General features: G+C 74.7%; 14 protein-coding genes. 8 read left to right on the top strand and 6 right to left on the bottom strand.

Features of this window, described 5'->3' with window-relative positions; translation table 11 throughout:
* Positions 1-67: 67 nt before the first annotated feature.
* Together ABD347_RS24955 and ABD347_RS24950 are read left to right on the top strand one after the other, a co-directional pair.
* Complete coding sequence (locus tag ABD347_RS24955) at positions 68-850, top strand: MBL fold metallo-hydrolase (protein WP_344365272.1); 783 nt, start codon at positions 68-70, stop codon at positions 848-850.
* Positions 847-1,458, top strand: a complete 612-nt coding sequence (locus ABD347_RS24950; protein ID WP_344365270.1) for a DedA family protein — start codon at positions 847-849, stop codon at positions 1,456-1,458. The genes ABD347_RS24955 and ABD347_RS24950 overlap by 4 nt, the downstream gene beginning before the upstream one ends.
* Here the strand turns inward: ABD347_RS24950 and ABD347_RS24945 are convergent.
* From ABD347_RS24945 to ABD347_RS24935, 3 genes are all read right to left on the bottom strand, one after another.
* The gene (locus tag ABD347_RS24945) at positions 1,455-2,489 is read right to left on the bottom strand and encodes an MBL fold metallo-hydrolase (RefSeq protein ID WP_344365267.1); all 1,035 of its coding nucleotides are present in this window, start codon (positions 2,487-2,489) and stop codon (positions 1,455-1,457) included. The two genes, ABD347_RS24950 and ABD347_RS24945, sit on opposite strands and share 4 nt — an antisense overlap.
* 13 nt (positions 2,490-2,502) lie before the next feature.
* Positions 2,503-3,729 (bottom strand): aminotransferase class I/II-fold pyridoxal phosphate-dependent enzyme, encoded by a 1,227-nt coding sequence (locus ABD347_RS24940; protein WP_344365264.1) that lies wholly within the window; start codon positions 3,727-3,729, stop codon positions 2,503-2,505.
* Between the two features lie 179 nt (positions 3,730-3,908).
* Positions 3,909-4,655: an ANTAR domain-containing response regulator gene (locus ABD347_RS24935; protein WP_344365262.1), complete on the bottom strand. Its 747-nt coding sequence runs from the start codon at positions 4,653-4,655 to the stop codon at positions 3,909-3,911.
* 91 nt (positions 4,656-4,746) lie between these two features.
* Here ABD347_RS24935 and ABD347_RS24930 point away from each other — a divergent pair, with 91 nt between their 5' ends.
* Positions 4,747-5,943, top strand: coding sequence for a PAS domain-containing protein (locus ABD347_RS24930; RefSeq protein WP_344365260.1), 1,197 nt, complete (start codon positions 4,747-4,749; stop codon positions 5,941-5,943).
* Here the strand turns inward: ABD347_RS24930 and ABD347_RS24925 are convergent.
* The gene (locus ABD347_RS24925) at positions 5,921-6,715 is read right to left on the bottom strand and encodes an RNA polymerase sigma factor SigF (protein WP_344365257.1); all 795 of its coding nucleotides are present in this window, start codon (positions 6,713-6,715) and stop codon (positions 5,921-5,923) included. The two genes, ABD347_RS24930 and ABD347_RS24925, sit on opposite strands and share 23 nt — an antisense overlap.
* A gap of 289 nt (positions 6,716-7,004) precedes the next feature.
* On the opposite strand from ABD347_RS24925, the gene ABD347_RS24920 reads away from it, so the two are divergent.
* The 3 genes from ABD347_RS24920 (at position 7,005) to ABD347_RS24910 (ending at position 10,273) form a co-directional block, all read left to right on the top strand.
* A complete protein-coding gene (locus ABD347_RS24920; protein ID WP_344365255.1) occupies positions 7,005-8,795 on the top strand; it encodes a thiamine pyrophosphate-requiring protein in 1,791 nt (596 codons plus the stop codon).
* Between the two features lie 427 nt (positions 8,796-9,222).
* Positions 9,223-9,597 (top strand): DUF2795 domain-containing protein, encoded by a 375-nt coding sequence (locus ABD347_RS24915; protein ID WP_344365253.1) that lies wholly within the window; start codon positions 9,223-9,225, stop codon positions 9,595-9,597.
* A 130-nt stretch (positions 9,598-9,727) separates the two neighbouring features.
* On the top strand, positions 9,728-10,273 hold the full coding sequence (locus ABD347_RS24910) for a type 1 glutamine amidotransferase domain-containing protein (protein WP_344365250.1): 546 nt from the start codon (positions 9,728-9,730) through the stop codon (positions 10,271-10,273).
* Positions 10,274-10,377: 104 nt separating this feature from the next.
* Here ABD347_RS24910 and ABD347_RS24905 read toward each other — a convergent pair whose 3' ends face one another.
* Complete coding sequence (locus ABD347_RS24905; protein WP_344365248.1) at positions 10,378-10,965, bottom strand: TIGR03086 family metal-binding protein; 588 nt, start codon at positions 10,963-10,965, stop codon at positions 10,378-10,380.
* Between the two features lie 144 nt (positions 10,966-11,109).
* On the opposite strand from ABD347_RS24905, the gene ABD347_RS24900 reads away from it, so the two are divergent.
* Both ABD347_RS24900 and ABD347_RS24895 read left to right on the top strand, forming a co-directional pair.
* Entirely contained in the window at positions 11,110-12,270 is a 1,161-nt protein-coding gene (locus ABD347_RS24900) for a baeRF2 domain-containing protein (protein ID WP_344365247.1), read from the top strand.
* A 359-nt stretch (positions 12,271-12,629) separates the two neighbouring features.
* A complete protein-coding gene (locus ABD347_RS24895; protein ID WP_344365245.1) occupies positions 12,630-14,138 on the top strand; it encodes a bifunctional phosphatase PAP2/diacylglycerol kinase family protein in 1,509 nt (502 codons plus the stop codon).
* 82 nt (positions 14,139-14,220) lie between these two features.
* Here the strand turns inward: ABD347_RS24895 and ABD347_RS24890 are convergent, their stop codons facing one another.
* A complete protein-coding gene (locus ABD347_RS24890) occupies positions 14,221-14,979 on the bottom strand; it encodes a hypothetical protein (protein WP_344365243.1) in 759 nt (252 codons plus the stop codon).
* Positions 14,980-15,029: the final 50 nt, after the last annotated feature.

Below are 15,029 nucleotides of genomic sequence, written 5' to 3'. Positions count from 1 at the left end.
GCGAGGCAGGCGCGCATCTACGCTCGTAGGAGCGCGTACGGGCACCGCGGGAGCGAGGAGGGCGGGTGTGCCGGTGGAGGTCACGTGGTGGGGTCATGCCACTTGTACGGTCCAGGACTCGGGGGTGAGGGTGCTCACCGATCCGCTGTTCGTGCGCCGCCTCGCCCATCTGCGGCGGCGGCGCGGCGCGCTGCCGCCGCAGGCCGCCACGCGGGCGGAGGTGGTGCTGATCTCCCACCTGCACTCCGACCACCTGCACCTGCCGTCGCTGGCCCGGCTGGCTCCGGGCACGCGGCTGGTCGTGCCCCGTGGGGCGAGCCGCGCGGTGCCGGGGTTGCGGAGGCTCGCCGCGGTGGGTGGGTTGGCGATCACCGAGGTGGCCGCCGGGGACGAGGTGAAGGTGGAGGAGGTGGTGGTGCGGGCGGTGCCGGCGCGCCACGACGGGCGGCGCCTGCCGGTGGGGCCGCACCTCTCCCCCGCGCTCGGGTATGTGATCAGTGGTGCGGCGCGTACGTACTTCGCCGGGGACACCGGCCTGTTCGACGGGATGGCGCAGGCCGTGGGCGAGGTGGACGTGGCGCTGTTGCCGGTCGGCGGGTGGGGGCCGTTCCTGGGTCACGGGCATCTGGACGCGGCGCGGGCGGCCCGGGCGCTGGCCGAGCTGGCGCCGCGCGCGGCCGTTCCCGTGCACTACGGCACGTACTGGCCGATCGGGCTGGACGGGGTGCGTCCGCACGAGTTCCACGCGCCGGGCGACGAGTTCGTGCGGCACGCGGCGCGGCTGGCGCCCGGGGTGGCGGTGCACCGGCTGGGGCACGGCGAGAGTGTCCGGCCGGAGGTGTCCGGGTGATCGACGCCCTGGTGGGTCAGCTGCCGTCCGAGTCGACCCAGCAGGCGGTCGGCTATCCGGCGCTGTTCCTGCTGGTGGCGCTGGGGGCGCTGGTGCCGGTGATCCCGACCGGGGCGATCGTCAGTTCCGCGGCGGTGGTGGCGTTCCACCAGACGTCGCCGGTCGCGCTGCTGGTGGTGTTCCTGGTGGCGGCGGGGGCGGCGTTCACGGGGGACGTGACGCTGTACTGGCTGGGGCTGCGCGGGGTGCGGTCGAGGAACGGTTCGCGGTGGCTGGAGGCTCTGCGGGGGCGGGCCGCGCCGGACCGGCTGGAGCACGCGCAGGCCAGGCTGCGGGAGCACCGGGTGTCGGTGCTGGTGCTGTCCCGGCTGGTGCCGGCGGGGCGGATCCCGGCGATGCTGGCGTGCCTGCTGGCGGGGATGCCGCTGCGCCGATTCGTGCGCGGCAACCTCCCGGCGTGCCTGGCGTGGGCGGTGACGTACCAGCTGATCGGTGTCCTGGGCGGCTCCCTGTTCGCCCGCCCGTGGCAGGGCGTCCTGGCGGCGGTCGTGCTGACGGTGCTGGTGGGGGCGGTGCCGTCGGTGTGGCGGCGGCTGCGGCGGGCCTAGAGGACGCGTGAGGCGCCGACCGGGAGGTCCCACAGGCGGTCGCGGGGCAGGCCCGCCTGCTGCCAGGCGGCGCGGACGCGGGTGAGGGGCTCCATCACCGGTTCGGAGGAGAGGACGAACGTGGCCCAGTGCATGGGGGCCATGATCCGGGCGCCGAGGTCCTGGAATGCCTGGACGGCCTCCTCCGGGTCGGTGTGGACGTCGCGCAGCCACCAGCGCGGGTCGTAGGCGCCGATCGGCAGCAGGGCGAGGTCGATGCCGGGATGGCGGCGGCCGATCTCCTCGAACCAGTGTCCGTAGCCGGTGTCGCCCGCGAAGTACACCTGGTGCCCGTCCGGGTCGGCGAGCACCCAGCCTCCCCACAGGGAGCGGCAGGTGTCGGTGAGGGTCCGCTTGGACCAGTGGTGGGACGGTACGAAGTGGAAGCGGACGTCGCGCAGTTCGGCGGTCTCCCACCAGTCCAGTTCGGTGACACGGGTGAAGCGTCGGCGCCGGAACCAGCGGCCGAGCCCGGCGGGGACGAAGACGGGGGTGTCGCGGGGCAGCCTCCTCACGGTGGGGGCGTCGAGGTGGTCGTAGTGGTTGTGGCTGATGACGACGGCGTCGACGGGCGGCAGGTCCTCCCACCGGACGCCGACGGGCGTGATGCGGGCGGGCGTGCCGAGGATGCGGCGGGACCAGACCGGGTCGGTGAGGACGGTGAGCCCGCCGATCCGGACGATCCAGCTGGCGTGACCGGCCCAGGTGACGGCGACGGAGCCGGCGCTCACGGCGGGCATCGGCTGCGGCGCGAACGGCAGGTGCGGGATGTCCCGCAGCCCTTCGGCGCTCGGGCGCACCGCTCCCTCGCGGGCGAGTCTCGCCATGGCCCGTACGCCGGGGAGCGGGGCGGTCAGCCGGTCGGCGAAGGACCTGGGCCAGGTGCGGATCCGGCCGGGGTTGTGAGAGGCCACGCTCGGGGCGCGCCCGGCGGGCGCGTCCTGGGCGCGGCCCGGGGCGGGCTGTTCGGTGGGTGCCGTCCGTTCCGTCATCTGCGAGCTCCGTTCACCGTGGTTGCCGCAGTTCGTGGAACGCGGAACCGAACCTTTCCAACGCTTCCGCCACGGGTGGCGATTCCAGCGGGTCCACCGCCGTGAGGGACTCCGTGCGCTCCCCGGGGGTTGCTCCGAGCAGGGGCCAGGTCGCGAGGCGCACCCGGAGGGCGCCGAGTTCGTCGCCGAACCGGTGGCCGCCGGGGGCGGGCACGCCCAGGCGGTCCGTCAGGTACTCCTCCAGTTCCATGGAGTCGGTCACGCCGCGCTCGGCGAGCCGGCCGCGGAGCGGGCCGAGGTCGGCGTACACGTGCCGTCCCGCGCGGGGAGGGAGGGCGAGCGCCCCGGCGGTCACCGGCGCGTGGTGCGCGGCGGCCGCCACGCGCGCGTGCAGGGCGGTGCCGGCCGCCGCGCGGGCGGCGACCGGAGCCGGTTCGTCCAGCGCGTGGGCGGCCGCGGCGTCGAACGAGGCGGCGACCTCCGCGCCGAGCGCGGTGAGCCGGTCCAGGGTGCGGGCCCGGCGGGCGGGGCGCGGCCCGGCGGGCGGGAAGCGGGCGATCGCGGCGGGCCAGGCGGCGGGGGTGAGGGCGCCGGCCAGGTCGCACAGGACGGTGACGTCGTCGGGGCACATCTCGGCCGGGCTGACGAGGACGGTGTCGTGCGGCTCGTGCACGGTGTCGCGCCAGGTCTCGTCGCTGATGATGTGCAGGCCCTCGGCGACGGCCGCCTCGCACGCCTCGCGCACCACCTCGGGCGGGGCGACGGTGGCGGTGGGGTCGTCGGCCACCGAGAGCAGCAGGACCGCCGGGTGGCCGCCCTCGGCGCGGACGCGCCGTACGGTCTCCAGGAGCGCGAACGGGTCCGGCACGCCCCCGCACTCGGCCGGTGTCGGCACGTGGTAGGCGGGCCTGCCCAGGAGCCTGGCCTGCGGGGTCCACCAGGCGGGGCAGGGCCGGGGCATCAGGACGTCGCCGCCGTGGGCCGCCATGAGGGCGGACAGCAGCGGCTGGGCGCCGGGTGCGACGGCGATGTCGTCGGGGTGGCAGCGCAGGCCGCGCCGCCACCAGTAGCCGCAGGCCGCGTCACGCAGCACGGCGCCGCCACCGGGCGGTTCCGGTTCGGTGCGGTCGGCGGCGGCCGCGAGGACGGCGGCCAGCTCGGGCAGCACGGGCAGGCCGGTCTCGGGAGCGGGCGGCCCGTAGCGGACAGGGCCGCGTCCTTTGGTGTCCGGCTGCCGCATGCCCTCACCTCCGCCGCTGGGGCTCCGCCGCTGGTGGTCCGGGGACATCTGCCCAGCCCCATAGCCCTTTATACGGAGGTTCCTCGCAAAGCGCCGCTCCGGAGTGGGCCGCTCCGTGGTCCGCTCGCCGCCCCGCTCGGCGGTCCGCTCGGCGGTCCGCTCCGTGGTCCGCTCGGCGGTCACCGGTGGCCGGCACCCGGTGCCAGGCGGGCCAGATCGTCCTCAAGGCCCCGTCCCCGGGTGCGGACGACGTGCCCGGCGACGTCCGCGAGCTTGCGGTTGGTGAGCTGCGAGACGTGCCGCAGCACCCCGTACGCCTCGTCGGCGTCACAGCCCAGGACGTGCATGACGATCCCGCCCGCCTGGTCGATCACGGGCCGGGTGCGCAGCGCCGTGGCGAGCTGACCGGCCTCGGCGAGGGCGGCGCGGTACCGCCGGTCGCGGGCGATGCCCGCCGTGATCTCCTCACCGAGGAGGGCGACGCCGCCGTGGGCGGCGAGCTTCAGGGAGCCCGGCCGGAAGCCGTACAGAGTGAGGGTGACGGCCATGCCGGTCCGGTGGAAGGGGAGCGTCATCCCGGCCCGTACGCCGGACCCGAGTGCCGTCGCCCGGTAGTCGGGCCAGCGTTCGTCGGTGAGCAGGTCTTCGGTGCCGACCGGCTCCCCGCTGTCGAGGGCGGTCCGGATCGGGCCCTCGCCGGAGTCGAGCTGCACGGACACGAGGGCGGCGAGGTCGGGGTGGGTCGCGCTGACCCGGCGTTCGCCGTCACCGTCACGGTCTCCGTCGCCTTCGCCGGTGCCGTCCCCGAGCGTCGTGACGGCGCCGCAGCAGGCGGGTATGGAGCGTACGCACTGGTCGGCCAGTTGTTGCAGCTTGCGTACGGTCGATGCCGGCTCCGGGCCCTCGTACTCCTGCTCGGGAAACATGGCGTGCTCTCCTTTCCCGCTGCGGCTGCCCCCTGGCGACGACGGGAAACGGCCGTACCTTCCGGCCGCGCGGTGCGGTTACGGTGCTCGCATGACGCAGACGGACGAGTTCGGCGAGGATCTCGCCGACTTTGTACGACGGGTCGCCGAACTGCGCTCCGCCCGCGCCCTCCCGCCCGGTGAGCAGCGGGGTGTTCTGGACGCGGCGCTCTTCGAGCTCCAGCACGCGGCGGAGTCGCTCTGGCCGCGCTATGAGCGGCTGGCGGCCCGGGCACCGGACGGCACGCCGGCCGACCGGCACGAGCGGCGGCTGCTGCGGACCCTGTTCCAGCGACTGCCGCTGCCGGTCGCGCTGGTCGGCCGCGACACGGTGGTACGCCGGATGAACTCCGCCGCGACGGGCCTGACCGGTGTGCGCGCCGGCTACGCGACGGGCCGCCCCCTGGCCGGGTTGCTGGCGTCGGGTGACCGGGGTCCGTTCCGTACCCACGCGGCGGCCACGGCACGCGGGGAGGGAGCCCGCAGCCTGACCGTACGGCTCCAGCAGCGGCCGGACGAGCCGGTGCGGGCGTCCCTGGTCGCGCTGCCGTTTCCGGGCGAGCCGCAGGCGACCGTGCTCGTGGTGCTCCAGCCGGGCGTGGCGGGCCCGACGGGGCCGGCGGCGTCGACGGTGGCGTCGGCGGGGACGCCGGGGACGGTGGCGTCGGCGGCCGCCGGGGCGGCGGGGTGCCGGCCGGTGCCGCCGGACCTGGCCGAGGCCACACAGCGCGTGGCGGCGATGGACCTGGTGGACGCGATGGCGTGCGCGTTGCTGTCCTGCCCGCCCGGGGACGCGGACGCGGTGCTGCGGGCGGCCGCGCGGGTGCTGCACGGCCGGTTCGCGGACTGGGTGGTGGCCGACACGCTCGGCGCGCGGCCCCCGCGCCGGGCGGTGGTGCTGGGGCCGGCGGGCGAGACGGACGGGCCGCTGTGGAGGGCCGTCGCGGAGCAGGCGCCGGAGGACTGCCCGCTCGTGATGGAGGCGGCCCGGGGCGGGTCGGCGTCCTTGCAGGTGCGGCCCGAGGACATCCTCGCGTTCGGCGAGGACGCCTCGGGCGCCTCCGTCATGGTGCGGGCCGGTGTCAGCTCCGTGCTGTGCCTGCCGCTGGTGCGGGAGGACGGCGGTGTGCCGGGTGTGCTGACGCTGTTCCGCACCGGTGCCCGGCGGGCGTTCTCGATGGCCGAGGGGCAGGCCGCCGACGTGATGTCCCGCCATGTCGCGCTGGCTATGCGGCGGCGTCCCGCATGATGTCCTCCCGCATCTGGCTGCAGCAGCGGCTGATCAGCCGCGACACGTGCATCTGCGAGATGCCGAGGTCCTCGGCGATCCGGCTCTGGGTCATGTCGCGGAAGAACCGCATGTAGAGGATCTTCTGTTCGCGTTCGGGCAGGTTGCGCAGGCGCGGCTTGACCGCTTCGCGGTCGATGACCACGTCGAGGGCCGGGTCGGGACCGCCGAGGGCGTCGACGAGGGTGTACCCGTCCTCGGTGCCCGGCAGCTCCGCGTCGAGGGAGAGGGCGGTGAAGCTGTCCAGGGCCTCGAGCCCGGCCATCGCCTCCTCCTCGGTCATGCCCGCCTTCTTGGCGATCTCGGACACGGTGGGAGCGCGGCCTCCGACCGTGTGCGAGAGCTCCTGGTAGGCGGCGCGTACGCGGCCCCGCAGGTCCTGGACGCGACGCGGGACGTGCAGGGTCCACATGTGGTCGCGGAAGTGGCGCTTGATCTCGCCGGTGATGGTGGGGACGGCGAAGCTCTCGAAGGCCGCGCCGCGTTCGGGGTCGTACCGGTCCACGGCCTTGACCAGGCCGAGGGCGGCGACCTGCTTGAGGTCCTCCAGGGACTCGCCCCGGTTCCGGAACCGGCCCGCGAGCCGGTCCGCCATGGGGAGCCAGGCCCGGACGATGTCCTGCCGGACCGCTTCCCGTTCCTCGCCCTCCGGCAGCGTGGCCAGGCGCTGGAACGCCTCGGCGGTGTCGGGGGCGTCGTCGTGCGGATGCTTCGTGTGAGCGAGGGTACGCATTGCTTTTCAGCTCCCTGAACGGTGCTGACGGTTGGCTGTCACCCCGAGGAGAGCTCCTTTCTCCGGGCAGGGGACACGCCCGGAACGGATCGCCGCTCCTACGGACGTGCCTCCGGTCCGAAGCACGAGATGCGCCTGCCCGGGGCCAACCCCGGCAAACTCCTCATTCCATGCTGGCCGCCTTTCGGCGTTTCCGCTCTTCGAGGGCGCGGTACCCGGGCCTGTGCTGCCGGAACGCAGCATCTCTACCGACGAGTAAGTACCGGTTGCCGAGCCAGGAGGACCGCAGATGAGCATGGATGTCGCCGATCGGATTCTCGCGCGGCTGCGCGACTGGGGCGTCGAGTGCGTGTTCGGCTATCCGGGTGACGGGATCAACGGGCTGATCGCCGCCTGGGGCCGCGCCGAGAACCAGCCACGTTTCATCCAGGCCCGGCACGAGGAGATGGCCGCGTTCCAGGCGGTCGGGTACGCCAAGTTCGGGCACCGGCTCGGCGTGTGCGTGGCGACGTCGGGGCCGGGCGCGATCCACCTGCTGAACGGCCTGTACGACGCGAAGCTCGACCATGTGCCGGTGGTGGCGATCGTCGGCCAGACGCACCGCAGCGCCATGGGCGGCTCGTACCAGCAGGAGGTGGACCTCCACTCGCTGTTCAAGGACGTCGCCTCCGACTTCATCGCCACCGTGAACGTCCCCGAGCAGCTGCCCAACGTGCTGGACCGGGCGATCCGCACGGCGTACGCGCGCCGCTGCCCGACCGTGGTGATCGTGCCGGGCGACGTGCAGGAGCTCGAGTACACGCCGCCCACCCACGAGTTCAAGATGGTGCCCTCCAGCCTGGACCGGAGCGCCTGGACGGCGGTGCCCGCCGACGACGCGCTGGAGCGAGCCGCCGAGGTGCTGAACTCCGGCGAGAAGCCCGCCATCCTGATCGGGCAGGGGGCGTCGGCGGCCCGCGCGGAGGTCGAGGAGGTCGCCGAGCTGCTGGGCGCCGGCGTCGCCAAGGCACTGCTCGGCAAGGACGTCCTGTCCGACGAACTCCCCTACGTCACCGGCTCGATCGGGCTGCTGGGCACCCGGCCGTCCTGGGAGCTGATGCAGGGCTGCGACACGCTGCTGACCATCGGCTCCAGTTTCCCCTACAGCCAGTTCCTGCCGGAGTACGGGCAGGCGCGGGCGGTGCAGATCGACCTCGACCCGCACATGGCCGGGATGCGCTACCCGTACGAGGTGAACCTCATCGGCGACTCCCGCGCCACGCTGCGCCGGCTGATCCCGCTGCTGCGGCGGAACCGGAAGCGCGGCTGGCGGGAGACGATCGAGAAGTCGGTGCACCGCTGGGAGGAGGTCATGGAGCGGCGGGCGAGCGTGTCGGCCGACCCGCTGAACCCCGAGCACGTGGCACGGGCCCTGTCACCGCTGCTGCCCGACCGGACGCTGCTGACGTCCGACTCCGGGTCGGTCGCCAACTGGTACGCCCGGCACATCACGATGCGCGGTGACATGCGCGGCTCGCTGTCCGGGACGCTGGCCTCGATGGGGTGCGCGGTGCCGTACGCCATCGGCGCGAAGTTCGCCCATCCGGACCGGCCGGTGGTGGCACTGGCCGGGGACGGGGCGATGCAGATGAACGGGTTGGCCGAGCTGATCACCGCGGCCAAGTACCGCCACCAGTGGGACGATCCGCGGCTGGTCGTCGGCGTCTGGAACAACCGGGACCTCAACCAGGTCACCTGGGAGCTGCGCGCCATGGGCAACGCCCCGTCGTTCGAGCCGTCCCAGGAGCTGCCGGACGTGCCGTACGCGCTGTTCGCCGAGTCCATCGGGCTGACCGGTCTGCGGGTGGAGAAGCCGGACGAGGTGGAGAGCGCCTGGCGGATGGCGCTGGCGGCGGACGGTCCGGCGGTCGTCGAGTTCGTCACCGACCCGTCCGTACCGCCGATCCCGCCGCATGCGACCTGGCAGCAACTCGAGTCGACCGTCGCGGCCCTCGCCAAGGGCGACGCCGGGCGTGGCGCGGTCGTGAAGCAGGGGCTGAAGGCGAAGATGCAGGAATTTCTGCCGGGCGGGAAGTCGTGACGGCGGCGCCGTCCCCCGCTTCGGCCCTGCCGGCCCTGTCGGCCTCCCGCTCCCGCGCCGGCAGCACGAGCTCCTCGTAACGCCCCATCGCCAGCACGATCCCGAGCATCGCGGGCGGCAGCAGCAGGGGAACCAGTACGGATAGCAGTCCCATTGACCTGGTCCTTCCGTCAGGGGCCGGGTCACCCCCGTGACGGAGGGCAAACCCCCGGCAATGGAGGGTGTTCGGGAGAAGGCTCTCGGCGTGCGGAAAGGCCTGTGGGCGCGGACCGCCGTCCGCGCCCACAGGCCTTCTTCCCCCGCACCCCTTCGGCCGCTCGTGCCCGCACCCGCGAGTCCCCCGCTCCCCCGCCCCCAAACCCGGGTTTGCCCCGGCCCCTCCGGGTACCCGCCCGGCGACCGCACACGCAAGATCGTGGAGGGCGCCATGCAGCGAGGGAGCGACCGGCTCAGCCGCCGCCAGGACGATGAGATGAAGCACCAGCTCAAGGGGCTGCTCAGGTCCGGGCACCCGACGAGGAGCGAGGAGTGGCACGACCCGGAGCCGGTTGCCGAGGACGACCCGGAACTGGCGCCGCCCCGGGTCCACACCGACCCGTTCGAGGCGCTGCGCCTGGAGCTGGGCCGGCATCTGGCCCGTACGCCGTTCCCGGCGCACCGCGGTGACCTGCTGCGGGTCCTGCGGGAGCGGCACGCGCCCGATCCGCTCGTGGAGCGGGTGGCGGCGCTGCCCGGCGACCACACCTACCGCAGCGTCCAGGACGTGGCCGTGGCGCTGGAGCGGCCACCGCACCCCGCCTAGCCCGGCATGAGAGGCCCGGCCCGTACGACGGCCGCACCGGCCCGTACGACGGCCACGGCCACAGCCGTGCGGCCGCCACAGCGGTACGGCCACCACAGCAGTCAGTCATGACAGCCAGAAAGGAACCACTGTGCAGATCGCGTTTCTCGTGGCGCCCGAAGGCGTCGAACAGGTAGAGCTCACCGATCCCTGGCAGGCGGTGAAGGACGCCGGTGACACCCCCGTGCTCGTCTCGACCGAGCCGGGCGAGATCCAGGCGTTCAATCACCTCGACAAGGCGGACACCTTCCCCGTCGACCGGACCGTCGCCGACACCTCGGCCGACGACTACGGCGGCCTGGTGCTCCCCGGTGGCGTCGCCAACCCGGACTTCCTGCGCATGGACGAGAAGGCCGTCGCGTTCGTGCGGGACTTCTTCGAGGCGGGCAAGCCGGTCGCGGCGATCTGTCACGCCCCGTGGACGCTGGTGGAGGCCGATGTGGTGCGCGGCCGTACGCTCACCTCGTGGCCGAGCCTGCGGACCGACATCGGCAACGCGGGCGGCGAGTGGGTGGACGAGCAGGTGAAGGTGTGCGAGGCACGGCCCAGCACCCTGATCACCAGCCGCAAGCCCGACGACCTCAAGGCCTTCTGCGAGGCGTTCACGGCGGAGTTCGCCAAGGCCTCGGGCGGCTGAACCCTCCGGACGCCCGAACCCGGGCCGGCTCCTCGTCCCGCGCGGCGGACGAGGAGCCTCGTCGTGTCGCCCGTGCCGTGCCGGGCGCGGTGGTGCGCGTGCCGTCAGGCCTCGCGGCCGACCATCGCCAGCAACTTCGTCTGCTCGTCGGCGCCCCGCGGGGGCTCGACGCGCGGGGCGAACAGGCCGCTCCCGGCGAGGCTGTCGGCGTACGGGGACACCTCCCGTACGGCGAAGTCGACCAGGTCCCGCGGCAGCCGCTCGTCGGCGCCGATCGCCCGGGACAGGTCCCAGGCGTGGATCACCAGGTCGGAAACCATCTGCGAGCAGTACGCGGTGGCCGGTGCGGGGCCGGACGAGAGGTGCACCGTACGGTCCAGGGCACCCTTCTCCAGGAACGCGTCGCGGGATCGTGCCGAGGCCCGGTCCCACGCTCCGACCGGGTCCTCCCCGAGGACATCGCCCTCGAAGGCGTCACCGATCTGCTCCATGGTCCGCCGCTCCCGGACCAGCGGCGCCACCCAGAGCTGCTCGGCGGTGAGGTGGTTGACCAGGTCGCGCACCGTCCAGTCGGTGCAGGGTGTCGGGGCGTCCCACTGGTCCGCGCGGACGGCGTGCACCCGCGCGCCGAACAGGTCGAGCGCCTCGCCGTGCCGGGCGAGGAGCGTACTGGGCACATGGGGGTTCGGCACCGGGGGTCACCTCCGTGGATCCACTGCTGTCACCCTGTCCACTCTTCCCCGCTCCCGCTCCGGACGCCAGGCGAGTGATCTGTGTGGCCGATGGTGTCTCGGGTACTCGTCCCGGACCCCGTTTCCGGCCTCTGGGAGGGAGCCATGCAACTCGCCTTTCTGACCAGCCTTTTCGACCGCCCCGGGCCGTGGGCCAGTGTGTACCTGGATACGTCGCGGGTCGACGAGTCCGCGCGGGAGCGACTGGAGCTGCAAGCCAGGGACGCCTGCCGGTCGCTGGCCGACCAGGGCTGCGACCCGGCCACCGAGCAAGCCGTGTACGACGCGCTGACCACCTGGCCGCGCCCGTCGGGCGAGGTCGGGCGCGCGGTGTTCGCGTCGCACGGCGAGGTCGTCCTCGATCCTCCGCTGACCCGCCGCCCCCAGGCGCCCGCCGACGTGACGTGGGCCGCGCTGCCCCGGCTGGCCCCGCTGCTGGACCTGGCGGCGCAGGAACCGGTCTGTCTGGTCGCGTACATCGACCGCACCGGCGCCGACCTGGAACTGCGCAGCCCGCTGGGCGGCAGTCCGGCCGGGCAGGTGGAGGGTCGCGACTGGCCCGTGCACCGCACCGCCACGGCGGACTGGTCCGAGCGGCACTTCCAGTTGGCCGTGGAGAACACCTGGGAGGAGAACGCGGAACGGATCGCGGAGGCCCTCGTCGAGTGCGAGGAGGAAACCGGCGCGGACCTGATCGTGCTCGCCGGTGACGTCCGTGAGCGGCGCTCGGTGCACGAGCGGCTGCCCGCCGAGGTCCGCCCCCTGGCCGTGGAGAGCGAGCACGGCGGCCGCGCACCGGGTTCGGGCGTACGGCTGCTGGACGAGGACGTGGAGGCCGCCCGGCAGGACCACCTGCGGCTGCTCGCCGAGCAGGAGCTGGACCGGTTCCGCGCCGCCCGCTCCTCCGGCGGCGGCGCGCCGTCCGCGGCCGAGGGCGTACCCGCGCTGGTCGAGGCGGCCCGTGAGCACCGGATCGCCGAGCTGCTCATCCGCCCCGAGGGGCCCGACGCGCACCGCGAGGTGTGGGTGGGCGCGGAGCCCGACCAGATCGCGGTGCGCCGCAGCGAGACGCATTACCTGGGCGAGCGGGAGCCGCTGCCCGCCCGCGCCGACGACGCCCTGCTCCGCTCGGCGATCATGACGGGCGCCGAGGTGCTGCGCGTGCGGCCCGAGACCGACGACGACGTCCCGGTCGGCGGTCTCGGCGGGCTGCTGCGCTGGCCGTACGCCGACAAGGAGCGGGAGCGGGAGGCGGAACCCGCCTGACCCGCGCGTGACCGGCCGTACCGGCACGGGCGCCGTCCCCGGACCGCGCCGGTGCCGGTGCCGCGCCGCACGGTGGTCGCCGGTGATGCCGGCGACCGGAGTCGGCGGCGCCGGGGCAGCGGGCCCCGGCCGTGGCCGTGGCCGTGGCCGGGCCCATACCCCCACGGCCGGCGGCCCGGCTGGCGGGGTTGCGGGCCCCGGGCCGCCCGGTTCGGGGCGATCCGGAACCGAGGGTCTCGGCAGGCGTGAGCGGCTGCCGGGCGGGTCCCGCGGACGAGGGCGGAGCGGGTGGGGACGAGGGCGGACCGGGTGGGTGAGCGTGACGCGTGGGCGCGGGGCCGAGGGGGTACGCGCGGGACATGTCGGATTCCTACGGGGCGCAGCCCGCCGAGACCGTACGTGACCGGGTGACCGCCCGTCTCAGCGCCTGGGACCGCGAGGTGTTCCACCGGGTCGCCACCCGGCACTGGCCCGGCGGTGACCCGGTACTGCCCCGGCTGAGCCACGGGGCGAACCACGGGCTGCTCTGGTTCGGCGCGGCGGCCGGAATGGCGTTGCTCGGCCGCGACGCGCGCTCGCGGCGCGCCGCCCTACGCGGCGTGGCGTCCCTGGCGCTGGCGTCCGCGGCCATCAACACGGTCGGCAAGCGGTCCGTGCGCCGCGCCCGGCCGGTGCTCGACGCCGTGCCGGTGGTACGGCAGCTGAAGAAGCAGCCGTTCACCACGTCGTTCCCGTCCGGCCACTCCGCGTCCGCCGCCGCCTTCGCGACCGGCGTCCTCATGGAGTCCAGGGGCTGGGGCGCGGCCGTGGCCCCGGTCGCCGCCGCCGTGGCGCTCTCCCGCGTCTACACGGGCGTCCACTATCCGAGCGACGTGCTCGTCGGCGCGGCGCTCGGCGTGGGCGCCGCCTTCGCCGTACGCGGCGCCGTGCCGACCCGCTCACAGCTGCCCGCTCCGGGGCGCCCGCACACCGACGCGCCGGCCCTACCCGGCGGCGCCGGACTGGTGGTGGTCGCCAACCTGGGCTCCGGCACCGGCGACACGACCGACCTGGTGCGGGACGCGCTGCCGGGTGCGGAGGTGCTGGACTGCGAACCGGACGAGATCTCGCGGGTGGTGGAGAAGGTCGCCGCCTCCGGGCGGTGCCGGGCACTGGGCGTCCTGGGCGGCGACGGCACGGTGAACCGGGCGGCGGCGGCCGCCGCGCGGTACGGCCTGCCGCTCGCGGTGTTCCCGGGCGGCACGCTCAACCACTTCGCGTACGACCTGGGCATCGAGACGGTCCAGGACACCTGCCGCGCGCTGTCGGCGGGCGACGCGGTCCGCGTGGACCTGGGGCGGTTCACCCCGGGCCCGGACGGCGCGCCGCACGGGTACTTCGTCAACACCTTCAGCCTGGGCGTGTACCCCGAGCTGGTACGCCTGCGGGAGCACTGGTCGCCCCGGATCGGCGGCTGGCCCGCCGGAATCCTGGCCTCGCTGAAGGTGCTGCGCGGCGAGCATCCGCTGGAGGCGGAGGTGCACGGGCGGCGGCGGCCGCTGTGGCTGCTGTTCGCCGGGAACTGCGTCTACCGGCGCATGGGCCCCACCCCGGGCCGCCGCCACGACCTCGCGGACGGCATGCTGGACGTCCGGGTGGTCCACGCCGGCCGACTGCCGGGGCTGCGCCTGCTGGCGGCCGCGCTCGCCGGGCCGCTCAGCCGGTCGCCGGTGCACGCCGCCGAAAAGCTGCGCCGGGTGCGGATCTCGGGCCTGGCGCCGGGGACGCCGCTCGCGTACGACGGCGAGGTGACGGACGCCCCGCCGGAGTTGTCCATCGACAAGAACGACGAGGCGCTGACGGTCTACCGCCCCACGCCCGCCCCCTGACCCGGCCGGCTCCCCGGAGCCGCCGGGCTCACCGGGCTCACCGGGCTCACCGGGCTCACCGGGCTCACCGGGCTCACCGGGCTCACCGGCCGAGCGTGCCCGCGTCGCCCATCACGACGACCGGGTTCTTCGCCGGGTCCAGGGCGAGCAGCAACTGCCTCATGTCGTCCCGCTGCAGGGAGATGCAGGCACGGGTGGGCCCGCCGTGGTCGACGTGGATCCAGACACCGCCGCCCTTGGCGGCGCCCAGGGGGCGCACCTTGTTCAGCGGTGACGTGCCGGGGACGCGGTTGTAGTCGATGGCCACCACGTGGTCGAAGGACCCCTCCAGCGGTTCGCCCAGGAACCCCGTGCCGGGCATGTTGAACTCCTCGCTGCGGTCGTAGGGCAGCTTGGTGCCCGGGTCGGGCAGGCGTCCCCCCGCGTCCCCCAGGGCGAACACCCCGATGGGCGAGCGCAGGTCCCCGGCACGGTGGTGGGCCGTCCAGCCGCGCAGGGCGTTGTGCGCGGGCCACGGCTGGCTGACCGTCTTCCAGCCCGCCGCCGGGTCACGCTCGTAGAGCACGGCGGTCGACTGGTGGGAGTGCGGTCCGTCGCCCTTGACGACGAGGGCCTGGCTGCTGGTGGCCGGGATGCGGGAGCGGGTGGCCGGCCCGAGGCCGGGGATCTCGGCGGGTGGGGCCGGCCGGGGCGCTCCGTGGGCCGCGGCGGACGAGGCCGTCTCCTTCGCCCCGCCGGCGGGACCCTGGGCCTGGCGGGGAGCGGCACACCCCGCGAGCAGGAGCCCGGCGCACACCGCGCCGGTGAGCACATGGCGTCCTGCTCTGTTGACGACGGGCATGTCGGAGCCTTTCCCTCATCGCCGGGGCCGTGCGGCGTGGACTGCGACCA

It is taken from the genome of Streptomyces gobitricini (genome assembly GCF_039532985.1).
Classification (GTDB): Bacteria; Actinomycetota; Actinomycetes; order Streptomycetales; family Streptomycetaceae; genus Streptomyces; species Streptomyces gobitricini.
The sequence above is the reverse complement of the archived record's forward strand: the minus strand, read 5'-3'. Positions and strand labels throughout refer to the sequence as shown.

Excerpts from the sequence above, each read along its gene's own strand:
- ABD347_RS24900 (WP_344365247.1), top strand. The coding sequence starts at position 11,110 with ATGCAACTCGCCTTTCTGACCAGCCTTTTCGACCGCCCCGGGCCGTGG.
- ABD347_RS24895 (WP_344365245.1), top strand. The coding sequence starts at position 12,630 with ATGTCGGATTCCTACGGGGCGCAGCCCGCCGAGACCGTACGTGACCGG.
- ABD347_RS24935 (WP_344365262.1), bottom strand. The coding sequence starts at position 4,655 with ATGTTTCCCGAGCAGGAGTACGAGGGCCCGGAGCCGGCATCGACCGTA.
- ABD347_RS24940 (WP_344365264.1), bottom strand. The coding sequence starts at position 3,729 with ATGCGGCAGCCGGACACCAAAGGACGCGGCCCTGTCCGCTACGGGCCG.
- ABD347_RS24930 (WP_344365260.1), top strand. The coding sequence starts at position 4,747 with ATGACGCAGACGGACGAGTTCGGCGAGGATCTCGCCGACTTTGTACGA.
- ABD347_RS24920 (WP_344365255.1), top strand. The coding sequence starts at position 7,005 with ATGAGCATGGATGTCGCCGATCGGATTCTCGCGCGGCTGCGCGACTGG.
- ABD347_RS24945 (WP_344365267.1), bottom strand. The coding sequence starts at position 2,489 with ATGACGGAACGGACGGCACCCACCGAACAGCCCGCCCCGGGCCGCGCC.
- ABD347_RS24925 (WP_344365257.1), bottom strand. The coding sequence starts at position 6,715 with ATGCGTACCCTCGCTCACACGAAGCATCCGCACGACGACGCCCCCGAC.
- ABD347_RS24915 (WP_344365253.1), top strand. The coding sequence starts at position 9,223 with ATGCAGCGAGGGAGCGACCGGCTCAGCCGCCGCCAGGACGATGAGATG.
- ABD347_RS24890 (WP_344365243.1), bottom strand. The coding sequence starts at position 14,979 with ATGCCCGTCGTCAACAGAGCAGGACGCCATGTGCTCACCGGCGCGGTG.